This window comes from Bradyrhizobium barranii subsp. barranii (assembly GCF_017565645.3).
Taxonomy (GTDB): Bacteria; Pseudomonadota; Alphaproteobacteria; order Rhizobiales; family Xanthobacteraceae; genus Bradyrhizobium; species Bradyrhizobium barranii.
Map to the genome: position 1 here is coordinate 64,510 of NZ_CP086138.1, position 21,511 is coordinate 86,020.

The 21,511-nt window shown below is 62.4% G+C and carries 20 protein-coding genes and 2 pseudogenes; 9 read left to right on the forward strand and 13 right to left on the reverse strand.

The window, feature by feature from the left end; translation table 11 throughout:
- Positions 1-142: 142 nt before the first annotated feature.
- Both J4G43_RS53550 and J4G43_RS53555 read left to right on the forward strand, forming a co-directional pair.
- Complete coding sequence (locus J4G43_RS53550) at positions 143-745, forward strand: hypothetical protein (protein WP_028152988.1); 603 nt, start codon at positions 143-145, stop codon at positions 743-745.
- A 125-nt stretch (positions 746-870) separates the two neighbouring features.
- On the forward strand, positions 871-1,155 hold the full coding sequence (locus tag J4G43_RS53555) for a hypothetical protein (RefSeq protein WP_155258061.1): 285 nt from the start codon (positions 871-873) through the stop codon (positions 1,153-1,155).
- Between the two features lie 676 nt (positions 1,156-1,831).
- On the opposite strand, the gene trbI is transcribed toward J4G43_RS53555, so the two are convergent.
- From trbI to traI, 12 genes and pseudogenes are all read right to left on the reverse strand, one after another.
- Complete coding sequence (gene trbI, locus J4G43_RS53560; protein WP_208089664.1) at positions 1,832-3,133, reverse strand: IncP-type conjugal transfer protein TrbI; 1,302 nt, start codon at positions 3,131-3,133, stop codon at positions 1,832-1,834.
- An 11-nt stretch (positions 3,134-3,144) separates the two neighbouring features.
- On the reverse strand, positions 3,145-3,597 hold the full coding sequence (gene trbH, locus J4G43_RS53565) for a conjugal transfer protein TrbH (protein ID WP_028152991.1): 453 nt from the start codon (positions 3,595-3,597) through the stop codon (positions 3,145-3,147).
- A gap of 2 nt (positions 3,598-3,599) precedes the next feature.
- Positions 3,600-4,439, reverse strand: a complete 840-nt coding sequence (gene trbG, locus J4G43_RS53570) for a P-type conjugative transfer protein TrbG (RefSeq protein ID WP_208089665.1) — start codon at positions 4,437-4,439, stop codon at positions 3,600-3,602.
- 17 nt (positions 4,440-4,456) lie between these two features.
- On the reverse strand, positions 4,457-5,119 hold the full coding sequence (locus tag J4G43_RS53575) for a conjugal transfer protein TrbF (protein WP_028152993.1): 663 nt from the start codon (positions 5,117-5,119) through the stop codon (positions 4,457-4,459).
- Positions 5,120-5,162: 43 nt separating this feature from the next.
- Positions 5,163-6,320 (reverse strand): P-type conjugative transfer protein TrbL, encoded by a 1,158-nt coding sequence (trbL, locus tag J4G43_RS53580; RefSeq protein WP_208089666.1) that lies wholly within the window; start codon positions 6,318-6,320, stop codon positions 5,163-5,165.
- 16 nt (positions 6,321-6,336) lie between these two features.
- On the reverse strand, positions 6,337-6,522 hold the full coding sequence (locus tag J4G43_RS53585) for a DUF2749 domain-containing protein (RefSeq protein ID WP_208089667.1): 186 nt from the start codon (positions 6,520-6,522) through the stop codon (positions 6,337-6,339).
- Positions 6,519-7,316 carry a P-type conjugative transfer protein TrbJ gene (trbJ, locus tag J4G43_RS53590; protein WP_028152995.1) on the reverse strand — a complete coding sequence of 266 codons (798 nt, stop codon included), beginning with the start codon at positions 7,314-7,316 and terminating at the stop codon, positions 6,519-6,521. Before trbJ ends, J4G43_RS53585 begins: the two co-directional genes overlap by 4 nt.
- Entirely contained in the window at positions 7,288-9,741 is a 2,454-nt protein-coding gene (locus J4G43_RS53595; protein ID WP_208089668.1) for a conjugal transfer protein TrbE, read from the reverse strand. Before J4G43_RS53595 ends, trbJ begins: the two co-directional genes overlap by 29 nt.
- A gap of 9 nt (positions 9,742-9,750) precedes the next feature.
- Positions 9,751-10,050, reverse strand: a complete 300-nt coding sequence (locus tag J4G43_RS53600; RefSeq protein ID WP_028152997.1) for a conjugal transfer protein TrbD — start codon at positions 10,048-10,050, stop codon at positions 9,751-9,753.
- A complete protein-coding gene (locus J4G43_RS53605) occupies positions 10,043-10,423 on the reverse strand; it encodes a TrbC/VirB2 family protein (protein WP_028152998.1) in 381 nt (126 codons plus the stop codon). The genes J4G43_RS53600 and J4G43_RS53605 overlap by 8 nt, the downstream gene beginning before the upstream one ends.
- A pseudogene (trbB, locus tag J4G43_RS53610) lies at positions 10,413-11,385 on the reverse strand (P-type conjugative transfer ATPase TrbB). Before trbB ends, J4G43_RS53605 begins: the two are co-directional and overlap by 11 nt.
- 5 nt (positions 11,386-11,390) lie before the next feature.
- A complete protein-coding gene (gene traI / locus J4G43_RS53615) occupies positions 11,391-12,017 on the reverse strand; it encodes an acyl-homoserine-lactone synthase (protein ID WP_208089669.1) in 627 nt (208 codons plus the stop codon).
- Between the two features lie 403 nt (positions 12,018-12,420).
- Between traI and repA the strand changes: the two genes are divergently transcribed.
- From repA to tnpC, 7 genes are all read left to right on the forward strand, one after another.
- Positions 12,421-13,644 (forward strand): plasmid partitioning protein RepA, encoded by a 1,224-nt coding sequence (gene repA, locus J4G43_RS53620; RefSeq protein WP_028180949.1) that lies wholly within the window; start codon positions 12,421-12,423, stop codon positions 13,642-13,644.
- Positions 13,629-14,690: a plasmid partitioning protein RepB gene (repB, locus tag J4G43_RS53625; RefSeq protein ID WP_208089670.1), complete on the forward strand. Its 1,062-nt coding sequence runs from the start codon at positions 13,629-13,631 to the stop codon at positions 14,688-14,690. The genes repA and repB overlap by 16 nt, the downstream gene beginning before the upstream one ends.
- 237 nt (positions 14,691-14,927) lie before the next feature.
- Positions 14,928-16,205: a plasmid replication protein RepC gene (repC, locus tag J4G43_RS53630; RefSeq protein ID WP_208089671.1), complete on the forward strand. Its 1,278-nt coding sequence runs from the start codon at positions 14,928-14,930 to the stop codon at positions 16,203-16,205.
- Between the two features lie 157 nt (positions 16,206-16,362).
- Positions 16,363-17,268: a DUF3991 and toprim domain-containing protein gene (locus J4G43_RS53635; RefSeq protein WP_208089672.1), complete on the forward strand. Its 906-nt coding sequence runs from the start codon at positions 16,363-16,365 to the stop codon at positions 17,266-17,268.
- A gap of 468 nt (positions 17,269-17,736) precedes the next feature.
- Entirely contained in the window at positions 17,737-18,135 is a 399-nt protein-coding gene (locus tag J4G43_RS53640; protein ID WP_026192391.1) for a transposase, read from the forward strand.
- Positions 18,132-18,503, forward strand: a complete 372-nt coding sequence (gene tnpB, locus J4G43_RS53645) for an IS66 family insertion sequence element accessory protein TnpB (RefSeq protein ID WP_208086045.1) — start codon at positions 18,132-18,134, stop codon at positions 18,501-18,503. The genes J4G43_RS53640 and tnpB overlap by 4 nt, the downstream gene beginning before the upstream one ends.
- A gap of 93 nt (positions 18,504-18,596) precedes the next feature.
- Positions 18,597-20,141, forward strand: coding sequence for an IS66 family transposase (tnpC, locus tag J4G43_RS53650; protein WP_224517700.1), 1,545 nt, complete (start codon positions 18,597-18,599; stop codon positions 20,139-20,141).
- A gap of 301 nt (positions 20,142-20,442) precedes the next feature.
- On the opposite strand, the pseudogene J4G43_RS53655 reads toward tnpC, so the two are convergent.
- Positions 20,443-21,464: pseudogene (locus J4G43_RS53655) on the reverse strand (tyrosine-type recombinase/integrase).
- Positions 21,465-21,511: the final 47 nt, after the last annotated feature.

A 21,511-nucleotide genomic window follows, 5' to 3' on the forward strand; every position in this document is an offset into this window, starting at 1 on the left:
ATTTGCGGGGCCAGCTCTGACTAGAAAAACGCACTCTCACGAATAGGACGGGCTAAAGGGATGAATTGGTATGATCGTTTTTGGCCCAAGCGGTTATCTCCGGTAAGGTCAACGTATATTTTGGTGAGAAGCAGGGTGCTGGATGGTTGAATTCTACCAAGAAACTTTGTCCGCGGGCACTTGGCTTCGATTCGAAGAGGATGGCGGCCCGGTGCTCGGGGCCTACGTCGACTCCCGTCCTGTGATCGGCTCGCCGTTCACGATCGCCTGGCTTGGCGACCCAGCGCCCAGGCAGGTTCTCGATTTCATTCAAGGCATCTACCCGACCCTTGATGTAGGGCAATCGGGTCAGATGGTGCTAAGGGGGCAAGCGTTTGCATCAGGGCAATTGAGCAAGTTCATCGGGCCCGATTGGCTGAAAGCTGCCACGCTCCCAGGGGCAGAGTTTGTCCGCCTTGAATGTCGTGCAGAACGGCGGGTCCCTGGATCATCTCTGATCAGAGAAGAAGTTATCCTGTGGGCGCGCCTCGCCACGAGCAACGACGTCGAGAAGGCGCGCGAGGAAGACGAGAGCGTCGGCGTAAAGCTTCCGCTCACTCACCTCAGTGTACTGGAGGACAGGCTGGCGACGTTCATTGCCTCGTCCCAAGTCACGCGGCCGCAACTTACGACGGTTAGAGAGGCATTGAGGCTGTTGGCGCTACATTTAAGCCCGAGAGCCAGGCCATTGGCGGCGAGTGGGTAAGAGGGGGCACGATGGGGGGAAAGAGTCGTTTCGGCAACTTGGTTGTCGACTCGTTCGTGGCCGACGGGTCGGGTAAAGTTACTTCGCTAGTGCGGAGTGCAATAGATGGCCGACACGAAGTCGAAGTGTGGAACGGGAGCACGATTCCATACGACGTCGATGTCGAGTCCACGTTCCCACAGGGCAACAATCGCCTGTCATTCAACCCGGGCGGCGGTTCGTGGACGGCTTCCATTCTGTCGCTTGGCGACGACGAAACGCAGGACCAGAACTGCGCCCTGACTGTGTCTGACGACGCCGGCCGCGAGCGCATTCACTGCGTAACGGTGAAATGGAAGAAGGCCGGGCGCCATGTCTGGAAGCACGCAAGCTCCAACCTACCGATAACACTGAACGTGCTAATCGTCTAATGCATCGCGCCGTGCAAGCAAGTTTGATCATGTCGGGGCCTCGGGACGTCGTCGCATCGAAAAGAGAGATCACGCTCGGCGGCTGTCAATCAGCATTTGCAGCATTGTTGGAGTTGTGAAGGTTTTCGGATGCGGGCCCAATGACTGGCGGTGCCGAGGGTTGTGAGGGCCGGCGTACCAAAGAATGGGAACGGGTGGATGTGCCGCGTGCGCTATGGCGATTTGAGCGCCGCGGCTGCGGTGGCTGCGAGGTGGCGAGATGGTCCCGCGCGCTGTTCGAGGCCGCGGATGAGCGGCTCGCTGCGGCTAAACCGGACCGGCTTTGAACAGTAAACAATGATCGCGTTGAAGTTTTAGTCGCGTGTCCGAGATAGGCTTTGGTGCTGGCTGCCTCTAGGCAGCCCTGAACGAACATCCCTTTTCGCTTTGTTGCTGCGCGTTTCACCTTTCCTTTGTCGATCGGTATGAGTCTTTCGATCATCCGCGCGACGAGTGTGGCGGGATCGGGCGCTGGGCTCCGCGGAATTCCGCGCAACGGTGCTGGACCGCCTCGCCTCTTGGCGACGCGCGATCAGTTGCGAGAACGAGAAGCACTCTCCATCGGCCAACTGGATCGATTGCTTCGCGCCCAACGCGGCATCTCCCAGAGACTCTATCGTAACCGGACCGAAGCACTTCATCCCCTGTAAGCCCCCGGAAAGACCATGTCCTGGTCGACGAGGACGTTGAACAAATAGCCTGGTCGGATCTCCAGTGTAGGCTGGACGTTCATGTTCTTGCTGATCGTCTGTTCGATGACCCGGCCAAACGTCTCGGCAAAGCTGTTTCGTGCGGAGTCGGATGGTGTCTGTCGATACCCGTATGGCGAACTCGCCGGCATCGACATATCGATGCCGGCGCCGATCGCGGCAATCAGGATCGCGGAGCCGAATACCTGGAAGTAATGGTTGTCGACCTGATCGTTGAAGCCACCATAACCTTCCGGGTCGGTGCCTGCCATGCCACCGATCTGCAACGTCGAGCCGTTCGGGAAGACGATGTCAGTCCAGACCACAAGGACGCGGCTTTGTCCGAATGCAACCTTGGAATCGTACCGCCCCAGGAGTTTGGCGCCCTGCGGGATCAGCAACTGATGGCCGGTGGCGCTGTCGTAGACGTTCTGGCTGACCTGGGCTGTGATGCGACCGGGAAGATCGGAATTGATGCCGGTGATCAGCGTCGCTGGAATGACGGAACCGCGTTTCAGTTCGTAGGCGGATGTCGGGGCGACCACCTTGTTGGGGAGGTAGCCGAGCTTCTTAAGGTCTGCATTGAAGAAATCCTCTTTCGCCATTTGCCCGTTCGGATCGATGTTCTGCATGCCAAAGCCGGCGCGGAGCGCCGTCGCATAAAGGTCGGACGCACCGCGTCCAAGACCGGGTGTCGTCGTCGTCTTCGCTTGCGCCGCATTGCTTACGGATGCGCTCGATGTTTGCAGCTTGCTGAGATTGATGCCGAGCGGTGAATCATAGGCGGCGTCGTTCGCCTGCACGCGGGCCATGCGCTGGCGCTGCTGCTCCCGCAAATATTGTTCATGTGCCTCCCGCTCGAGGCGCGCCCGCCACAGCGCTTCGGATTCGAGTTGCGAGCCGGCCGGCTCCGCCTGCTGTCGGCCGGTGAAGGGATTGCTTGCCGGCTTTGGGGGCTCGGGCTGCGCCGGGGCCGGTTGGAACGTCTGTGCTTCCTGTTGGTCGCCGATGATGCCGTTGGAGACGCCCTTCTTGAGTTGATCGGCGTAGGTCGATGCCGGGTTGGATGAGGCGGTGTCGATGCCGGCGGCGCGACGGAAGCACAGACCGCGCGACGTGAGGCCATAGAAGATGACGGCGAAGAAGACGATCACCAGCACGATGGCGACAATGATCGGCAGCCGGTTGAGGCGACGGATTCCTTTGCCCTCGCCCTCCGGAGCGCCGCCGAGCTTCAGGGATTGCACCATGATCGCCCTCCCTACCCGCGCTGCATGACGGAGAGCGGGCTGGCCGGCGATGCCCCGGAGGCCGTCGCGGCATAGGCGCGGCCGAGCTGAACGCTGCCCGTCGACAAGCGCGCCAGCACCTGGCCATTGTAGGACTCGATCACATAGGCGAGTGGAATGGTCTTCTCGCCGCCGGTCTTCTGATCGGTCGCCACCGCATATCCCCAGCTCTTGAGCGACATCTCCAGCGCCTGGCCGAAGGGCGTGCCGTCGGGCTTCAGGAGGATCGTGCCAGAGCCCGGCCCGACCTGCTCGGCGAGTTTCGTCACCATGTCGCCGGCGATCGCCGAGGCCGCGGGACCAGACAGATCTGAAGGCGCCGAACTCGCGACCAGGGCGCTGCTGCCGAAGGAGGCGCATCCCGCGAGCGACAGGCCGAGCAGGGAGAGAAGGAGGAGCTGACGCATCGAGGAGGCCGCGCGCATGGTCATCCTCCCCTCCGGATCGTCACCTTGTCGTGGTTCCAAAAGCCGACGCCGGAGACCAGAATGGCGGTGTCGATCTGATAATCGACCACCATCATGTCGCCCTTCAGCCGGTAGTTGACGATGCGGTTCTGGCCGCCCGACACCACGAACAGGACCGGTGCATCCTGTCCGGAGAGCGACGACGGAAACTGGATGTAGGTCTTCACGCCATCGCTGTAGACGCGCGTCGGCCGCCAGGAGGCGTTGCCGCTCACGCTGTAGGCGAAGCTCAACTGCTCGGCGGGAACGCCGGCGCCCGGAATCACCTCAGTGCCAAGACGCGCGTTGATGTCGGCGAGCCGGCTGCCGACAGCCTCCGGATATTCGAAGCCGACACGCGCCATGTATTGGGTGGCGTTCGACTTGAGCTGGATATGATAGGTTCGTCGCGAGGTCGTCACCACCATCGAGCTGACAAGCCCTGGCTCCGACGGTTTGACGATCAGGTGGATGGCTTGTCCGCCGACTGCTCCCGACGTTGCCGGTTCGATCTTCCAGCGCACGGTGTCGCCAACCAGGACATCGCGTACGACCTCACCGGCCTCGAGCTCGATATCGCAGACCTCGAGCGGCGAGCAGACGACGGAGGGCTGGACCTCCCCGAACAGGAAGACGACCTTGCCGTCGGCGCCGCGCGTCACCAGGCCGGTCGATCCGCGCCACTGACTCGAGATACTTGTGCCCTTTCGCTCCTTGGCCGTCATCGCCTGCGCGTGCGCGCTGACACCGGCAAGCAGCAAGCCGAAGCCGGATGCCGCGAGAACAATGCATGCATGCGGTCTGATTGTGTTTAGGTGCATCGGCGTCCCCGCCCCTTTCATAGTTGCGCCGTCCAGTCGAAATCACGGAGGTAAAGGCCGATCGGATTGAGCCGGATGGTCTGCTCGTCCTGGGGTGGAGTCAGCGTGACAGTGGCGATGCCGCGAAAGCGGTGTTCGCCGGTTTGCTTTCCCTTCCTGTCGCGCTCGAATTCGGTCCAGTCGATCTGATAGGATTGGTTGGATAGGGCGACGATGTTGTTGACCTCGATGGCGATCGTCGTCGTCTTGGCCCTCTCGAACGGCGAGTTGCTCCGAAACCAGTCATTGATCTTTTGCGTGGCGGGATCGGAGGTCCGCAGCAGCGCATAGGTCCGATCGATATACTGCTTCTGCACGACCGCATCGGGCGTGACCGATCGGAAGTTCGAGATGAAGCTTCCGAGCGTCGCGCGCACGACCCGCGGATCCGCATATTCGATTTGCTGCGGATAGCCAGCGCTCGCGGCGGTGCCGAGCTTATCGACCTCGACGATGTAGGGAACGAGCTTAACCTGCGTGCTCTGGAACAGTGCATAGGCGAAGCCGATCACGGCCATGACCATGGCGACGATGCCGATGGTGCGCCACGCTGCGGCCGCCTTCACATAGGAGCCGTAGCGCTCGTTCCATTCCTGGCGCGCGGCGAGATAGGGATTGTCGGGCGAATTGCGCGCGGGCATTCGAGAAAGGCTTTCCATGTTTCATCTGTCGGGTTGAATCGGCTCAAGTCTTTCCGGTCGATTTCTGCTGGGCGACCCGCTGATCGAGCTTGGCGTTGGCAAGGCCGAGCGTCGACGTGCCGAACGAGCCCGGCGCGCCGATCGCCTGATCGCGCGCGGCGGAGGCGAGCGCGCCGCCCGCCGTGCCGATGCCTTGCGTCATCGCCTTGAGGGCGGCCGCGCCAAACGAGGCGCCGTCAGCACGCGCGGAACTGAAGCCGGCCGCCCCGGCCCGCGCGCCTCCCATGACGAGGGCGGCGCTGCCGGCCGCGAAGCTCGCCGCCTGTCCCCCATGCTTCACCACTTCCATGCCGCTACCGACGGAGACGCCCTGCACGACGCCTTGGACGATGCTCGGCACGTACATCGAGATAATGAAGACGACGACGGAGATGCCTCCGATCGCCAATGTCCCGACGAACGCGTCGTTGCTGGTGCCGGTCTGGTTGGCGAGGTTTAGCAAGGCGTCGGAGCCGATCTTGGCGATCATCACCAGCGCCATGAGCTTCATGCCGACCGAGAAAGCATAGACTAGGTAGCGAATGGCAAAATCCTTGGTGAAGGAGGAGCCGCCGAGGCCGAGCATGATCATGCCGGCGAGCAGGCCAACATACATCTCGACCATGACAGCCACGAAGATCGCCGCGACCAGCGAGAAGGCGATCACCACGATCACCATGGCGAACACCGAGGCGATCGCCAGTGCATTGTCGTGGAATAGGCCGAACTGTGCGTTCTGCGACATCGCGGAGGCGACCTTGAGACCCGCGTTGAACACATCCGCCGGCGAAGCCGAGCCGCCGCCAGCACCGATCTGATAGAGGCTGTCGACGACCGCTTTCGCGAAACTCGGTCCCTGGTCGAGCACGAAGGCGAAGAAGCCGATGAACATGATCCGCCGCACCATCTCGGCGAACCAAGCGTCAAGCGTTGCGGTCTGAATGGCGAGCCAGACCGCGGCAAGCCCGACCTCGATGCCAGCGAGGATCCAAAACAACGACTTGGCCGCCTGCATGACGGTCTGCCAGCCCTTGGCGGCCGTCGTCACCGAATTTTCCAGCGTCGTGAGAACGCTGCCGTCCTGCTGCGCCAAGGCAGGATGCGCAGCAACGACAATGCCGAACACAATGATCAGAACGAGCCCCGGTTTAATCCCACGCACCCCCTGCTCCCTTTCTCTACCAACGCGGTTTCATCTGCTGGCCGCCGGACGTCTTGTAGTCCTGCGGGGGGTTAAAGACGTCACCGGCAGCCGACGCAGTCCCTTGTCCCGGCCTTGGCGTGTGCGGCGCGAGGAACAGCCAAGCTCCTGCAGCGCAGGCGCCAATGGCGATGACGACGATGATGATGGTAGACGGTCTCACCAGCGCGGCTCCATGGTCTGGCCGCCGGAGGTCGCGGGCGAGGTCGCGTTGAAGAACTGCTCCCGGCGCGCCTGCGACAGGTCCTTGCTCGCCTGCGAGGACTGAAACCAGGTCGCCATCATCGTCGTCTGCTGCGCGATCAGACCGCGCAGCTTCTGCATCTGGGCGACTTCCTGCGCGGCGATCTCATGGCCGACCTGCAGAGCTTTCATCTGGCCGTCGGCGCTCTCCGAAGCGGTCTTGAGTTGCGTCATCGTCGAGTTCTCGGTCGCGAACTGCTGCGAGGTGAGACCCGCCGCCTGCAGCGTGCCCGAGATCGTGTCGCGGTTGGTCGCCGACCAGGTCTGATAGGTCGAGGCGAAGCTCGCGGCGTTCGGCAGATTGGTCTTGAACTGCGCGTAGCTCTGGAAGCGCTGCATGAGCACGTCATCGATGTTTCCCATCGAGAACGCCATGCCCTGGCCTTGGTTGACGATGTTCTGCAGCTGCTTGAGGTCGTTCTCGGCCTGCCCCCAGACATGCGAGGGCAACTGCGCGGTGTTCTGCAGCATGTTCTCGTAGATCCTCAGCTGGTTCTGGATCTGCTGGGCGAGCTGGGAGATTTGTTGAATCTGGTTGTTGATCTGCGTCGTCGATTGACCGACGAGGCTGACCAGTTCGCCGTTATTGAGAATTTGCGTGAACTCGGTCGCGCCGCCGGCCGCGGCTCCGGCGAAGGCTGGACCGGCCGCCGGCGATCCGATGATCGTGGCGATGATGAGCGTCCTACAAATCGGCGAGAAGCGTCTCGGCATGGCCGATCCCCCTTTCCTTGAGCCAGTGAACGGGCCAATTGGCCTCGGCCGCCTTCAGCGCCAGGATGCGCTTCAGGTCCTCCTTGCCGGACGCACCGACGAAGGAGAGCGCGACGGGTCCGAGCGCCATGTTGAAGAGACGGCGACCCTCGGGCGAGGCGACGTAGTATTCGCGCTTGGGGCTAGCTGCCGCGACGATCTCGATCTGCCGTTCGTTGAAGCCGATACGCTCGTAGAACTCGCGCGTACCGGGCTCCCGCGCGGCACCATTCGGCAGACAGATCTTGGTCGGGCAGCTCTCTTTCAGCACGTCGATGATGCCGGAGCGCTCAGCATCAGAGATCGACTGCGTGGCGAGCAGCACTGCGCAATTGGCCTTGCGCAGCACCTTCAGCCATTCGCGAATCTTGTCGCGGAAGACGGGATGGCCGAGCATCAGCCAGGCCTCGTCGAGAATGATCAGGCTGGGGCTGCCGGTCAGCCTTTTCTCGATTCGTCGAAACAGATAGGTCAGGACCGGGACAAGGTTGCGCTCGCCCATATTCATCAGCTGCTCGATTTCGAAGGTCTGGAACGACCCGAGTTGCAAGCCGTCCCTCTCGGCATCGAGCAGTTGGCCCATCGGACCGTCGACCGTGTAGTGGTGCAGCGCGTCCTTGATCTCGCGCATCTGCACACCCGACACGAAGTCCGACAGCGATCGTCCGCGGGCCTCGGCCATCAGGCCGATCTGCCGCGAGATGGCGTTGCGATGATCGGGCGTGATCAAGACGCCTTGCACGGCGACGAGCGTCTCCACCCATTCCGCCGCCCAGGCGCGATCGTTGTCCGTCGATAAATCCGATAACGGACAAAACGCGAGCGCTGCCGCACCGTCGGCGTCATCGCCGCCGATCTCGTAATGATCGCCGCCGGCGGCCAGCGTCAGCGGTAGCATCGAGCGGCCCTTGTCGAAGGCGAAGATCTGCGCACCGGCATAACGGCGAAACTGCGCTGCGATCAGCGCGAGCAGCGTCGACTTGCCGGAGCCCGTCGGCCCGAACACCAAGGTATGACCGACGTCGTCGACATGCAGGTTCAGCCGGAAGGGTGTTGAACCGGATGCGACCTGCATCAATGGCGGGGAGCTAGGCGGATAGAACGGGCATGGCGCGGTCGGATTGCCCGACCACACCGAATTGAGCGGGATCAGGTCGGCGAGGTTACGCGTGTTAATGAGCGGCTCGCGGATGTTGGCGTACCAATTGCCCGGCAGACTGCCGAGGAAGGCTTCCGTCGCGTTCAGCGTTTCGATGCGCGCGCCAAAACCCTCGGCCTGGATCAGGCGACGGACCGCCTCGGCCTTCTCCTGCAGGCGCGCGCTGCTCTCGTCGAACAGCACGATGACCGGCGTGTAATAGCCATAGGCGACGAGTTGCGAAGAGGCTTGTGCGATCGCATCCTCGGTCTCGGCCACCATGGCGGCCGCATCCTGATCGATCGAGCGGCTTTGCGTCTGGAAGAGCTGGTCGATGAAGGGGCGGACCTTCTGCTGCCATTTCTTGCGGGTGCGCTCGAGCTTCTGCCGCGCGTCCTGGTCGTCGAGGAACATGAAACGCGAGGACCAGCGATAGGTCAGCGGCATCAGATCGAGGGAGTTGAGGATTCCCGGCCAGCTCTCGGCCGGGAAACCGTCGATCGCCACGACGCCGAGAAAGCGGTTCTCGACCATCGGCGACAGGCCATGCTGGAGCTCGGCCGTCGCCAGCCAGTCGAGATACATCGGGATATCCGGCAAGCGGATCGGATGATTCTCGCCGGTGATGCAGAAGCGGATGAACTGGAACAGTTCATCGTAACGCGCCATGCGCGTGCCGTCGCGCTCCTCAACCTCGCGCGTTTCTATGCGCCGGATGGACAGGACGCTGGCGAGGTACTGCTCGACCTCGCGGACCGAGGTGCGGAAGCTCTCGATCGCCGTGTCGGCATAGGAGGCCGATCGGCTCTCGGCATCGGAATAGATGTAGCGCGCGAGACCCGCGCGCCGCCGCTCGGGCGGCCGCCAGGACAGGATGATCGCGTGGCGGCTCTCGAAGTGTCCCCTCTCCTGCTCGAAGCGGCTGCGACGTTCGTCGTCGATCGCCCGCGTCACCGGATCGGGAAAGTAGCAATCCTGCCGCACCGGATAATCCGTGGTCGGCACCCGCACCGCCTCGACCTGGATCATCCAGCCGGAGCCGAGGCGCGCCAGAATCGTGTTGATCTGGCGCGAGACCCCGTTGCGCTCGGCGTCGGTCGAGCTCTCGGAGTCCGGCCCAGCAAAATACCAGCCCGCCATCAGCGAGCCGTCCTTCAGCAGCACGATTCCGTTCGCAACGAGCCCGGCATAGGGCACGAGATCGGCGAAGGACGGGCCAGAATGACGGAATGTACGCAGCGCGACCATGAGCGGACCTCAGTAACGACGCCAGGGCGTCGAGGTCGCCCGGTAGTGAGGCCGATAGGAGATGTGACGGGCATAGACCCGCCGCATCATCGGGTCGGCCTTCGCCATTATCCGCAGCGCCGCGACGACAACGATCCAGATAGCTGCGCCGAGGATCGCCGCATACCAGGTGAGCACGACGAAGATCAGGATGACGGCGGCAAGGCCTGTCAATAGCACAAGCTCGCGATCGGCGCCGAATAGCAGGTTCGGCCGCGACAGCGCGCGGTGAATGCGATTGCGTCGCAGATTGGCCCCGACCTCAGCCATGACCGGGCTCCCCTGCCCCATCGGCGCTGGCCGCTGCACGCGTGACATCACCGATCGACGCGCCGCTTGCACCGAATAGAGCCACGATCTGTGTGGCGCCGAGCAGAATGCCGGCGACAAGCACGACATACATGAGGCGTCGCGCGAAATCGTTGAGCTCGCCACCGAAGATCAGCATGCCGCCTGCAACGGCCACAGCTGCAAGCGCGATGAAGCCAGCCACCGGACCCGTGATCGATTGCTGGATCTGCTGAAGCGGGCTCTCCCAAGGCAGATTGCCGCCGCCGCTGGTCGACGCAAAGGCGGGGTCGAGTATCAGGAGCGCGAGCAATGCGGCGCTCGTGCCGACAATCATCATGCGGTTATGCGACATGGCGTTCCTCCTTCGGGGCATAGGACTGGGTTCGGTATTGGCCCGCTGAGAAGCTCTCGACATGGAGCACGTCGCGGACCTGGCGGCCGCGATCCGTTCGTTCGTTCGATCGAGACGATCAGATTGACCGCCTCGCCGATGACCTCGCGCATGGGCTGTTGACTGGCTTCGGCTGTGAGCTGCTCGAGACGGCGCAGCGCCGAAACGGCGCTATTGGCGTGGATGGTGGTGATGCCGCCGGGATGGCCGGTATTCCAAGCCTTGAGCAGCGTGAGCGCCGCGCCGTCGCGTACTTCTCCGACGATGATGCGATCGGGCCGTAGCCGCATCGTGCTCTTGAGCAGGCGCGCCATGTCGACCGTGTCGCTGGTGTGAAGCGAGACGGTGTTGTCGGCCGCGCACTGGATCTCGGCCGTATCTTCGAGAATGACCAGGCGGTGTTCAGGCGCGTGCGCCACGATCGCCGCGATCACGGCATTGGCGAGTGTTGTCTTGCCCGAGCCCGTGCCGCCCGACACCACGATGTTCAGGCGCGAAGCGATGGCGTTGCGGATGACCGCAAGATGGTCGGTCGTCATCACGCCCTGCGTCACGTAGTCCTCGAGATTGAAGAGACGCGAAGCCCGCTTTCGGATTGTGAACGCGGGGGCGCCGACGACGGGCGGCAGCAAGCCTTCGAAGCGATGACCGCCGATCGGCAGCTCCCCCGAAATGATCGGACGCTCGTCGTCGGCCTCCGATTGCAGCGCATGGGCGACACTGCCGATAATGATCTCGGCGGTCGCCTCCAGCATGGTCCCGGCAGCGGTCATCCCTTGGCCTAGTCGTTCAATGAACAACCGGCCATCCGGATTGAGCATCACTTCGACGACCGCCGGATCATTGAGCGCGGCGCATATCTGGTCGCCAAGCGCATCCTGGAGTTTGCGGACGAGCCGCGGATGAGAACGAAGTTCGGCCATATCGCTCACGCAGCGACGCGCTGAAGGTGCCGCAGGTCGGACCGATAGCCAGGCGGGCAGACCCGATCGAAGCTTGCCTGGCCGGCCGGTAGGATGCCGGCGACGCTCATGGTCTCGCCGATGAGCTTTACGCCGCCAAAGCGCGTCATGGGCCAGCCCGCCCGTTGGAGGATGCGTTCGAAGCGCACGTCCGTTGCCGTGGCGATCTCGCCGAAGCCATTCGACATCGACCACTCGATGATCCCCGCGAACATTGTCAGCGTGGCCTCGTGCAGGAACCGGCCTCCCCTCCTCCCGACGCGCGTGTCGAGGAGGCAAACGCGCGAGCTCTCGATCCTGGTCGATTTGCTTCGTAACCCGCCGCCCGGGAGCAGTTGCGGGCAGGTCCGCGACAGCATGGTCGGGCCCGTGGTCGGAAGCAGACGGGCACAGCCGGCGACGCCGCCGTGGTTCGTCAGGGCCAGGATGTAGGTCGGGTTGAGCGCGTCGTATTCATCGCGCTCGCGGCCGTACTCGATCCTGACCTGGCAACCGAGCCGGTGGGCGAACATCCGGGCGCGCAACTGATGCATCTCATCGACCAGAGACCCCAATCCGCCGTGTTCGTTGGCATCGATCGCAATTGCCCGCATTCGTCGAATCCTCCGTCGCGTTCGCGTGAACGGAGGCAAGTCAGCACGGCGCGGCGGCTCGTACGCTCTGGTGAATTAACGGGGCCCCGGCGAGCTCCGATTCGCGTGAGCCGCGTCGCAGGCGTCGCGTCTGTGTCTGTCAGTGATCGAAATCCGGCGGCCAAGGGTTGGCTCGGACTGTAAGATTAACGGGGGACGAAGCGTCACCGCGGCGTTTTCGACGCGCAAGATAAGTCTACGATAAGATTGAGCAAATTCCTACGAATCAGCGGCTCGATAAGCACGATGCGAAGGTGCCGTTAAGTATCTGTTAACCAAATAAAGTTTGACCGATCGAAGGAATCGGGCAATCGTCCGCCGACGCTTTTTTAGCGATTATCGGAAAAATTCCGTCGAGAGCCAAATGACCGGAGCAATTGCACTAAGAACCGACAGCGAGGCCTCGATCGCTAAGATCACAAGGCACTCGCATCTCCTCGCGGCGCAACTGCAGGCGCTACGGACGCAATTGTATCCGCCGGAGGCTCAAAAGTCGCTCAAATCGTTCACGTCGCGCGAGGCGGCGGCGATGGTGGGGATCGCGGAATCGACGCTGAGGCAAATGTCGCTAGACGGTGAGAGCGTCGTGCCCGAGCTTCACGGCAAGGACAATCGCCGGCGGGCCTATACGCTCAGGCAAATCAACGAAATTCGCGAGCATCTCGCCGCGAAGCGTCCCAAGGATGCACTGGATTTCCTTCCGCGGCGACGCCCTGGAGAGAAGCTCCAGATCGTCGCGATAGCCAATTTCAAGGGCGGTTCCGCGAAGACCACCACGACGGTCCATCTCGCGCATTTCCTGGCACTTCAGGGTCTACGCGTGCTTGCCATCGATCTCGATCCGCAAGCGTCCCTGTCGACGATGTTCGGTTTTCAGCCTGAGCTTGATGTCGACGAAAACCAAACGGTCTACGGCGCGATCCGGTATGACGAGGACCTCCGCGTTCCGCTTCGGGATGTAATCCGCAAGACCTATTTCGATGGCGTCGATCTCGTTCCGGGCAATCTAGAGCTCATGGAATACGAGCATGAGACGCCGCAGGCGATTGCTCGCGGAGACGGTCGTGGCGAAGCGATGTTCTTCCGTCGGCTGCGGTCCGTCATTGGAAGCGTCGAAGACGATTATGACGTCGTCTTGATCGACGCGCCACCTCAGCTTGGATATCTAACATTAGGCGCGCTCTTTGCAGCGACAGCGCTTCTGGTCACCGTGCATCCGGCAATGCTTGATGTGTCGAGCATGAACCAGTTTCTCAAGATGACCAGCGACATTCTGCAAGTCATCCAGGACAACGGTGGAAAGCTGCAGCACGATTTCATTCGATACATCCTGACACGGCACAATCCCCACGACGTCCCCCAGGTGAATATCGTCGCTCTTCTGCGGTCTCTCTTCGGCACCGATGTGCTTGCACCGGCGGTCGTCGAAACGACGGCGATCGCGAATGCCGGCTTAGAAAAGAAAAGCCTTTACGAAATGGCCAGAGGCGCGGTTGGCCGCGACACCCTCACACGTGCGCTTGAGTCGGTTGACGCCGTCAATCAGGAGATCCTGAACCATCTCAAGCACGTTTGGGGCCGAACATGACGAACGCCAAGGATCGCTCCAACCGCATGAAGAGCTTGTTCGGCAATGTCGACCGCGCGGAGCTGGAAAAACATCTTCCCGCCCCTGCCGGCGACAAGGCGCGCCCGAATCCGTCCGGCATGTCGGGCGCCGTGAAATCGATGCAGCAATCGTTCTCGGCAGTCGAGGCTGAGAACGAGCGGCTACGCGCGCAACTCCAGTCGGCCGAGGCGACTGTGGAGCTCGATCCTACGACGATTGTCCCCTCTTTCGTTCGAGACCGGCTCGACATCGAAGGCAACCCGCAATTCCCGCAGTTTGTAGAAGGCATTCGGAAGGAAGGTCAGAAGCTCCCGATCTTGGTCCGCCCGATAGCGGACCAAGCTGGCACCTATCAGGTCGCGTACGGCCATCGCCGGTTGCGTGCGTGTCAACTCCTCGGCATCCCTGTTCGTGCGATCGTTATGCCGCTCACTGATGAGCAGTTAGTGGTCGCGCAGGGTATAGAGAACACCGAGCGAGAGAACCTGTCGTTCATCGAGCAAGCGCTCTTTGCCGTCGAGTTGAAGAAGCGCGGGTTCACGCGTGAGACGATCGCGAAGGCGTTGGGCCGCGGCGGAGAGAAGGGCCTGCCTTACATCTCGATTCTGACGTCGACCGCCGGCGCGCTTCCCGAGGAACTGATCCGTAAAATCGGACCGGCTCCGTCGGTCGGCCGCCCAAAATGGGAGAAGCTCGGTTCCCTCTACAAGGATCAGAAGCTCTCGGCGGGGTCGGAGTCGGCCCTGAGTGGGCTCGTTGCCTCCGAGGCCTGGCAAGCGCTGAGCTCAGACGAAAGATTTGCCCGCGTGCTTGAGGCTTTAGACCGCCCTACTCCGACGAGCGCATCTAGCGTCGAGCAGGTTGAACTGGGCGAAGGGCTCTCGATCACGGCGAAGCGAACGCCGAAGGCTACGCAGATTTCCATTCCACACGCGGCGGCGCCGGGGCTTTCAGCTTGGCTGATTAATCGGCTGCCCGAACTTGTGGAGGAATTCAAACGCTCAGAACGAGAGGCGAAGCCATGAGATGACACTTCGATAAGGAGAAGGGCTCACCGACGGCAATCGGTAAGCCCTTGTAATCCTGGCCAACAGAACGATGCGGTTCCGTCAGATCAGTAGTGGCAAACTGATTCTATGACGAGGCGCTTGCACAATCAAGCCCTGCTTTCGAGTCGGGGCGTGAGTTTGTGCGCCATTTGCTGGCCTTTCATCCACGCGAACGATGGAGCTGCGGTCCTACAAGCCGCGGAATGGCTGGCTATGGTCCAAGCTACCGAGATTGCATCTTTTCGACGGGTTACACCGGCTATCCTGGCGAGTGCGCGCCTCGCTATGGCAAACGACGTGCCCGAGGTTTCGAAGGCGGAGGTCGCCATTGTCCTCAAAAAGGCCGCCCCGATTTTGGGGATCGATGGGGCGACCTATCACGTCATGGATATCTTGATCGGTCTTTCCCGGTCAGATGACTGGAAAGGCGCGAACCGTCCGATCGTGGCAATCTCCAATGCGAAGCTGGCGGAGTACACAGCGCGTTCGGTCCGACAGGTTTCCCGCTGCATCAAACGTTTGGTGGAGGCGGGTATTGTTGCTTATCGGGATAGCCCGACCGGCCGCCGCTTCGTTTACCGAGACAAGGAAGGCGGCATCGACAAGGGCTATGGCCTGGACTTCACGCCAGCGCGGGTTCGCATCAAGGAGCTGAAGAGCCTCGTTGACGACTTCCAGGCGCGATTGAACAGTGAACAGGAAGCCCGCCGCGCGACGACTCGGCTTTCGCGGGCTATCGTTGACGCTTGCGAGGCATATCCTGAGCGAGCTGACGAATGGACGGCTTTGTTGGATGCGATCCGGGGGCGGAAGCTTTCGGACGTAGACGAAGCAGCGGCTCTCGACGCGCTGCACCAGAAGGTCATCGGCGAAGTCACAGAGGAGTATGTGACGCCTCAAATGTCATGCGAGGGTGACATGGATGTCGCTCCTAATATTAATACAACCTCTCAAAACTCATTTGAAAGTAAGACCAAACAGCCTCGCTCTAACGAGCGAGTAGTTTTTCAAAAAAAGGACGACCGCTCCGCGGTCGCCCCTCCCGCCGAAACAAAGTCTGACGCAGGGGGAATCGGCCGACAACCCCAGTATGGCGCGGTGTTCGGTTCGGATGAAGTTCAGTCGCAAGTTTTGGGCTCCATCTCGGTCAGCTTGATCAGGTCCGCCTGTCCCGAGGCGTCCGAAATCGCCGGAAGACCGTTCAAGAGTTGGCCCGAGCTAACAGCTGCTGCTGACGTCATGCGGGTGATGATCGGGCTTTCGGAGGCAGCCTGGATCGACGGCGCAAGCCGTGTGGGCCGTTACGCTGCGGCGGCGATTCTCGCGACCGTGCTGGAAAAATCGTTGCGAAATCCGGAGCAGATCTCGAGTCCGGGTGGCTACTTCCGCGCAATGGTCGACAGGGGTGTTGAGGGAAGTTTGCGCCTAGAAAAGAGCCTATTTGGCCTCGCGGATGGTGCTCTGAAGCGACCCGTGGGGGCTAAATCGTGACCGGGTTAGGGGGTCACAGCTGTAACTGTTGCAGCGCGGCAGTTTGCGCCAAGGGGTGGAGGCCCCTAAAAGCAATCCGGTTGATTTCAATCGACTGGCTGGCAGGAGTTACAGCTGTAACCCCTGCCCTATTATGGGTTTGCGGAAGCTCGAGGCGATGACTACGGGCGACAAGGACCAACTCAAGGCGAAGGTTTTATGCGCAGCGCTGCTTGATGCGAGCGGCTGGAAAGTCGATCTGCGTGAAAGCACCGTCAAAGCCACGAAATACCGTCGCGGCGATGGCGAGATCATTATTGTCATTCATCAGGGGCGGGGCTGGTTCGATCCGACCTCGGACGCTAAGGGCGACGTGTTTTCTCTTGCCGAGCACCTCGGCGCGCAGGATTTCGGCTCCGCTTTGAAGACGGTGTCCGGCCTCGTTGGTTACCAACCAACTGCGCCGGCCTGGCAGCGGAAGTCGACACGTCGTCCCGCGGCGGGCGTCTCCAGCCGTTGGTCTGGTCGTCCGCGGCCCGCCCCGGGCTCTCCCACATGGACCTATCTGACGAAGGTGCGAGCCGTTCCGGAACCGGTCATAGCGTTTGCGAACGCGGCGGGGAGGCTCCGCGAAGGGCCGAAAGGTTCGGTATGGGCCGCGCATTTCGATTCCTGCGGTCAGGTGGTCGGTTGGGAGGAGCGGGGGCCGAATTGGCGCGGCTTTGCCACAGGCGGCGCTAAAGCACTTTTCCTGCTTGGCGCCGAAACGGCACGCCGCGTCTGCGTCACGGAAGCCGCGATTGACGCGTTGAGCCTTGCTGGCATCGAGGGCTGTCGCTCGGATACCATGTATGCGAGCACCGCCGGAGGATGGGCGCCAGCCACGGAGTGCGCACTCACGGCGCTGGCTTCCCGGCCCGGGACGGAACTTGTTGCCGCTTGCGATGCGAACGATCAGGGCGACGCATACGCAGCCCGACTGCGAGACATCGCCGCAACCGCCGGCGCGAGTTTTATCCGGCTTTGGCCCGACGCCATCGACTGGAATGAGCAGCTCGTCAATTCCGCGGCCACTTCCGACTAACAGCCGTGGATTGATACGGGCGATGCGCCCTCTGGGCGGCGATTCGTTTCCTAGCCCCGAACGACACGGGGTGCGAGTCCGGCCGATGAGCCGGAACGACCCCGGCCTTGAAGCCGCCTCGGATACGCTCGGATGCGACCTGGCTGAAACCGGGACGGCGATTTGACTAACGGGAGACACCAGTTGGCCAGGCAATCGCCTGCGGCCCTCCACCGAGCAGAGGAGGTGTGGCGCCTCAGGGCTCTGGGCTTACCAATCACGCAAGTATGCCTCCCGCATACCCGTCCAACTGCGACGCGCAACAAGGGCTTGGCGACTCGCTCGATTCGATGGGACGAGCTCGATTTCCGCGCCAGCGTGTTGGAGAAACGTAAGCGGAGCTTTTCTCCCATTTGATTGACTGGTTTCGCTTCGGCTTTCGCTCTGCGATCCTTGGCTTGTCAGAGAGCCGAGAGGAGACTGAAGGCGATGGAACAATCGGGGGAGGAAGCCGAAGCTGATGGCTTTGTGGGGAAGCTTACGCGCCGGACGCGTTCTGGAGGCCGGTTATGGTCTGCGGAGATCAAGGGGCGCGCTGTTTTCGAGAGCATGAAGCCCGACGCCCGGGTATGTGATGTCGCACGGCGTTATGGTGTGAAGGCCCAGCAGTTGACGACGTGGCGCAGATTGGCGCGTGCTGGCCGGCTCGCATTGGTCACGGACGACGCGGCGGATTTCGTGTCGATCGAGCTGAGCGATCCAGTGGCGTCAGGCAAGAGCGAGGGGCCCGTCGAGATTACGATTGGCAAGGTTTCGGTCCGCCTGGATGCGGACGTGTCGGCGGTGCGGATCGCGGAGATCGTGACTGCGATCGAGCGCGGCGCATGATCATTCCGGCGCAGGGACTGCGGATTGTGCTTGCTGTGCGTCCTGTTGACTTCCGGTGCGGGCACGACGCGCTGGCCGGTCTTGTGCAAAACACGCTTGGGCTCGATCCGCATTCGGGCCTGATCGTGGTTTTTCGTTCGAAGCGCGCCGACCGGCTGAAGATTTTGCTATGGGACGGCACGGGCCTCGTTTTGGTCTACAAGCGCCTTGGCCGCGATGGTCGTTTCGAGTGGCCGCAGATCAGCGACGGCGTCATGCATCTGACGCGCGAACTGGAAGCGAGTGGGCGAACGGATTGTCGCGACGACGCCAGCTGCGGCGAACTGACTCAGACCCGACAACCTGTTTCGCGCGGGGCTTTGGGATGATAGCTTGCGGATGTGCCGCCGTCCCCCTTTGATCCCGCCCGTCTTGCAGCGCTGCCCGCCGATTTGCGCGCGCTCTTCCGCGCGCAGGAAGCGATGATTGAAGCCGAGCGTCGTCGCGCAGACGATGAATGCTCGGCGCGCCTTCATGTCGAGAGTGAACTGGCTGCGTCCAAAGAGAGCGTCGAACGCCTCGAACTGCTCGTGAAGGAGTACGAGCGCGCACGTTTCGGTAAACGCTCGGAGAAGTTCAATCCCGATCAGATGCAACTGGTTCTCGAGGACATCGAGATTGCCATCGCCGAAGTCCAGGAACGCCAGGACGATCGTGCGCGCCGCGCCGGCACGGCGCCGTCCAGCCGCCGGACCAGGCGCGCTGCCCGTGCCTTTCCCGCGCACCTGCCGCGCATCGAGCAGGTGATCGAACCCGAGAACCTCGAGTGTCCCTGCGGCTGCGGCCGGATGGTCCAGATCGGCGAGGATCGCTCCCGCCGTCTCGATGTCATGGCCGCCCAGTATCGTGTGATCGAGACGGTGCGACCGCGCTACGCCTGCGCAAAGGGCTGCACCGGTGTTGCTCAGGCGCCGGCGCCCGCCCATCTCGTGGAGGGTGGCATCCCCACCGAGGCGCTGCTGGCGCAGGTGGCGGTCGCCAAGTTCAGCGAGCACATGCCACTCTATCGTCAGTCGCAGGTTCTGGCTCGGCATGGCATCTTCATCGATCGCGCCGTTCTGGCAGACTGGATGGGAACGGTCGCCTTCCACCTCGCGCCGCTGGTCGAGCGCATGAGCGTCGTGATGAAGCAATCGGGCCGCTTGTTCATAGACGAGACCAGGGCGCCTGTGCTCGATCCGGGCCGGGGCCGAACGAAGACCGGCTATCTGTGGGCTGTCCTGCGCGACGATCGCGGCCACGGCGGCGCTGATCCACCAATCGTGGTCTACCACTACGCGCCAGGACGCGGTGGTGACCATGCTGAGCGCATCCTCGAGGGCTTCGACGGCATCCTTCAGGTCGACGGATACCAGGGCTATCATCGGCTCGCACGGCCCAAGCGCAAAGGCGGCGTGCCGCTGCGGCTGGCCGCATGTTGGTCCCACTCAAGGCGCAAGATCATCGCAGCGACTCCGAAAGCCGGCTCACCCATCGCCGAAGCCGTTCTCGCGCGCATCGCCGCACTCTATGCGATCGAGAAGGAGATCCGTGGCGCCGACGCCCCGGCTCGGCAAACGACCCGTAACGAGCGATCACGGCCGCTCGTCGCTGAACTCGAGAGGTTTCTGCGCGAGCAAGCCGCTCGCCTGTCGCCGGGCAGCGAGATGGGCAAGGCGATCGCCTATCTCCTGAACCATTGGGATGGCCTCACCTTGTTTCTCGACGATGGTTGCGTTGAGATGGACACCAATCCCGTCGAAAATCAAATCAGGCCGCTGACTCTGACGCGTAAAAATAGTTTATTTGCTGGTCACGACGAAGGTGGTCGTTCATGGGCGCGCATAGCTTCGCTCATCGCCACCTGCAAAATCAACAGCGTGGAGCCCTACGTCTGGATGAAAGCGACGCTCAAAGCGATCGCAACCGGTCACCCGCAGTCCCGGATCGACGAGCTCCTGCCCTGGTCGTTCGGCCGCACCTCGTAATTCTCCGTCGTTGCCGCCTCCATACCCCCCGCCAACGATTTGCAAACACGTTGATCAACAGACTGCAATCCCCACGCCAAACCTTTGCGAATGGGACGCGAACGTCGCTTACGGAGAAACGACCCGGGTCGATGATCCTTTTGCGAGGATTGGGGAGCGAAGCGACCATGCTGGCTGCCCTTAAGCTCACAGCATTATCTGCCTTCAGGGCGAAGGTCGGTCGGCGACGTGATGAGCAAATTGCCAGTTCGTTTGAAAGCGACAACAGGCCGCCCCTGAATTCCCAAGGCGACGGCCGGCGTTACAAACCTACCGCCTTGGTGAGATTGACCCGGAAGCGGTCGCGCCGCCGCTGATAGCGGCGGGTCTGCTCGGCGCTGGCGTGGCCGAGCTGTTTCTGCACGTAGCGCTCGTCGACCTCAGCCGAGGAGGCGAGGCCGGCGCGCAGCGAATGTCCGGCGAATTTCTCGACCCGTTCGCCTTCGGTCAGGTCGGCGCGCACTCCGGCGGCCAGCGCGGCGCGTTTGACCAGCCGGGCGACCTGTTGATCGTTCAGGCGATCCGGTCCGACGTCCTTGCCTTGGCCGGTCACCCGGCGGAAGATCGGTCCATGGCCGATCCGCGCGAGCTTCAGCCAGATCTGCAAGGCAACGAGCGGGCAGGTGGCGTCGGACGAGCCCCGGCCGATCTCGATCTCGCGCCAGCCGGTTTTGCCGCGCAGAGTGACGATCATGCCCTTGTCGAGGATCTCGACCCAGCCTTGGCCGTCCTCGGTGTCGTCGCGATGGACGTCGAGGCCGACGATCTCGGAGCGGCGCAGGCCGCCGGCGAAACCGAGCAGCAGCATGGCCCGGTCGCGCAAGCCGCGCAGGGTGCCGCGGTTAAGCGTCTCGAGCATGGCGATGACATCTTCCGGCAGCACCGCTTCCTTCTGCCGGGGCGGGGCGCCATGGGTGTTGCGGATGCCGGCGAGCACGGTTGCGATATGCCGGTCCGCGCGGTCGAGTGGCGTGCCGCGCTGGGCATAGTTCCAGGTCAGGGCCGAGAGCCGGCGCTCGATCGTGGCGACGGAATTCGCCTGGCGATCGGCCGTCGCGGCGCCCGAGGCGCAGGCGGTGATGTAAAGCCGACCGTCTGCGGGGAGGGCGGAAGCACCTCAAGACCCTGGCGCCGGCACCATCCGGAAAAGTGCTTCCAGTCGGAGGCATAGGCGCGGCGGGTGTTGGCCGAGCTCGCCGCGTCGACATAGTCGCGGGCACGATCGGCGAGCCGTTCCAGGTGAGCGGGCAGGGTAGGGGAGGGGGCTGCGCCCGTCTCTTGCACGGCCTCCGACGTGACGGGAAGGCTTTCGCTGCCAGGAGAGATAAATG

Bases quoted from the DNA above. Each gene is read 5' to 3' on its own strand.
- J4G43_RS53550 (WP_028152988.1), top strand. From the start codon at position 143: ATGGTTGAATTCTACCAAGAAACTTTGTCCGCGGGCACTTGGCTTCGA.
- trbI (WP_208089664.1), bottom strand. From the start codon at position 3,133: ATGGTGCAATCCCTGAAGCTCGGCGGCGCTCCGGAGGGCGAGGGCAAA.
- trbH (WP_028152991.1), bottom strand. From the start codon at position 3,597: ATGCGCGCGGCCTCCTCGATGCGTCAGCTCCTCCTTCTCTCCCTGCTC.
- trbG (WP_208089665.1), bottom strand. From the start codon at position 4,439: ATGCACCTAAACACAATCAGACCGCATGCATGCATTGTTCTCGCGGCA.
- J4G43_RS53575 (WP_028152993.1), bottom strand. From the start codon at position 5,119: ATGCCCGCGCGCAATTCGCCCGACAATCCCTATCTCGCCGCGCGCCAG.
- trbJ (WP_028152995.1), bottom strand. From the start codon at position 7,316: ATGCCGAGACGCTTCTCGCCGATTTGTAGGACGCTCATCATCGCCACG.
- J4G43_RS53595 (WP_208089668.1), bottom strand. From the start codon at position 9,741: ATGGTCGCGCTGCGTACATTCCGTCATTCTGGCCCGTCCTTCGCCGAT.
- J4G43_RS53600 (WP_028152997.1), bottom strand. From the start codon at position 10,050: ATGGCTGAGGTCGGGGCCAATCTGCGACGCAATCGCATTCACCGCGCG.
- J4G43_RS53605 (WP_028152998.1), bottom strand. From the start codon at position 10,423: ATGTCGCATAACCGCATGATGATTGTCGGCACGAGCGCCGCATTGCTC.
- traI (WP_208089669.1), bottom strand. From the start codon at position 12,017: ATGCGGGCAATTGCGATCGATGCCAACGAACACGGCGGATTGGGGTCT.
- repA (WP_028180949.1), top strand. From the start codon at position 12,421: ATGACCGGAGCAATTGCACTAAGAACCGACAGCGAGGCCTCGATCGCT.
- repC (WP_208089671.1), top strand. From the start codon at position 14,928: ATGGTCCAAGCTACCGAGATTGCATCTTTTCGACGGGTTACACCGGCT.
- J4G43_RS53635 (WP_208089672.1), top strand. From the start codon at position 16,363: ATGACTACGGGCGACAAGGACCAACTCAAGGCGAAGGTTTTATGCGCA.
- J4G43_RS53640 (WP_026192391.1), top strand. From the start codon at position 17,737: ATGGAACAATCGGGGGAGGAAGCCGAAGCTGATGGCTTTGTGGGGAAG.
- tnpB (WP_208086045.1), top strand. From the start codon at position 18,132: ATGATCATTCCGGCGCAGGGACTGCGGATTGTGCTTGCTGTGCGTCCT.
- tnpC (WP_224517700.1), top strand. From the start codon at position 18,597: ATGATTGAAGCCGAGCGTCGTCGCGCAGACGATGAATGCTCGGCGCGC.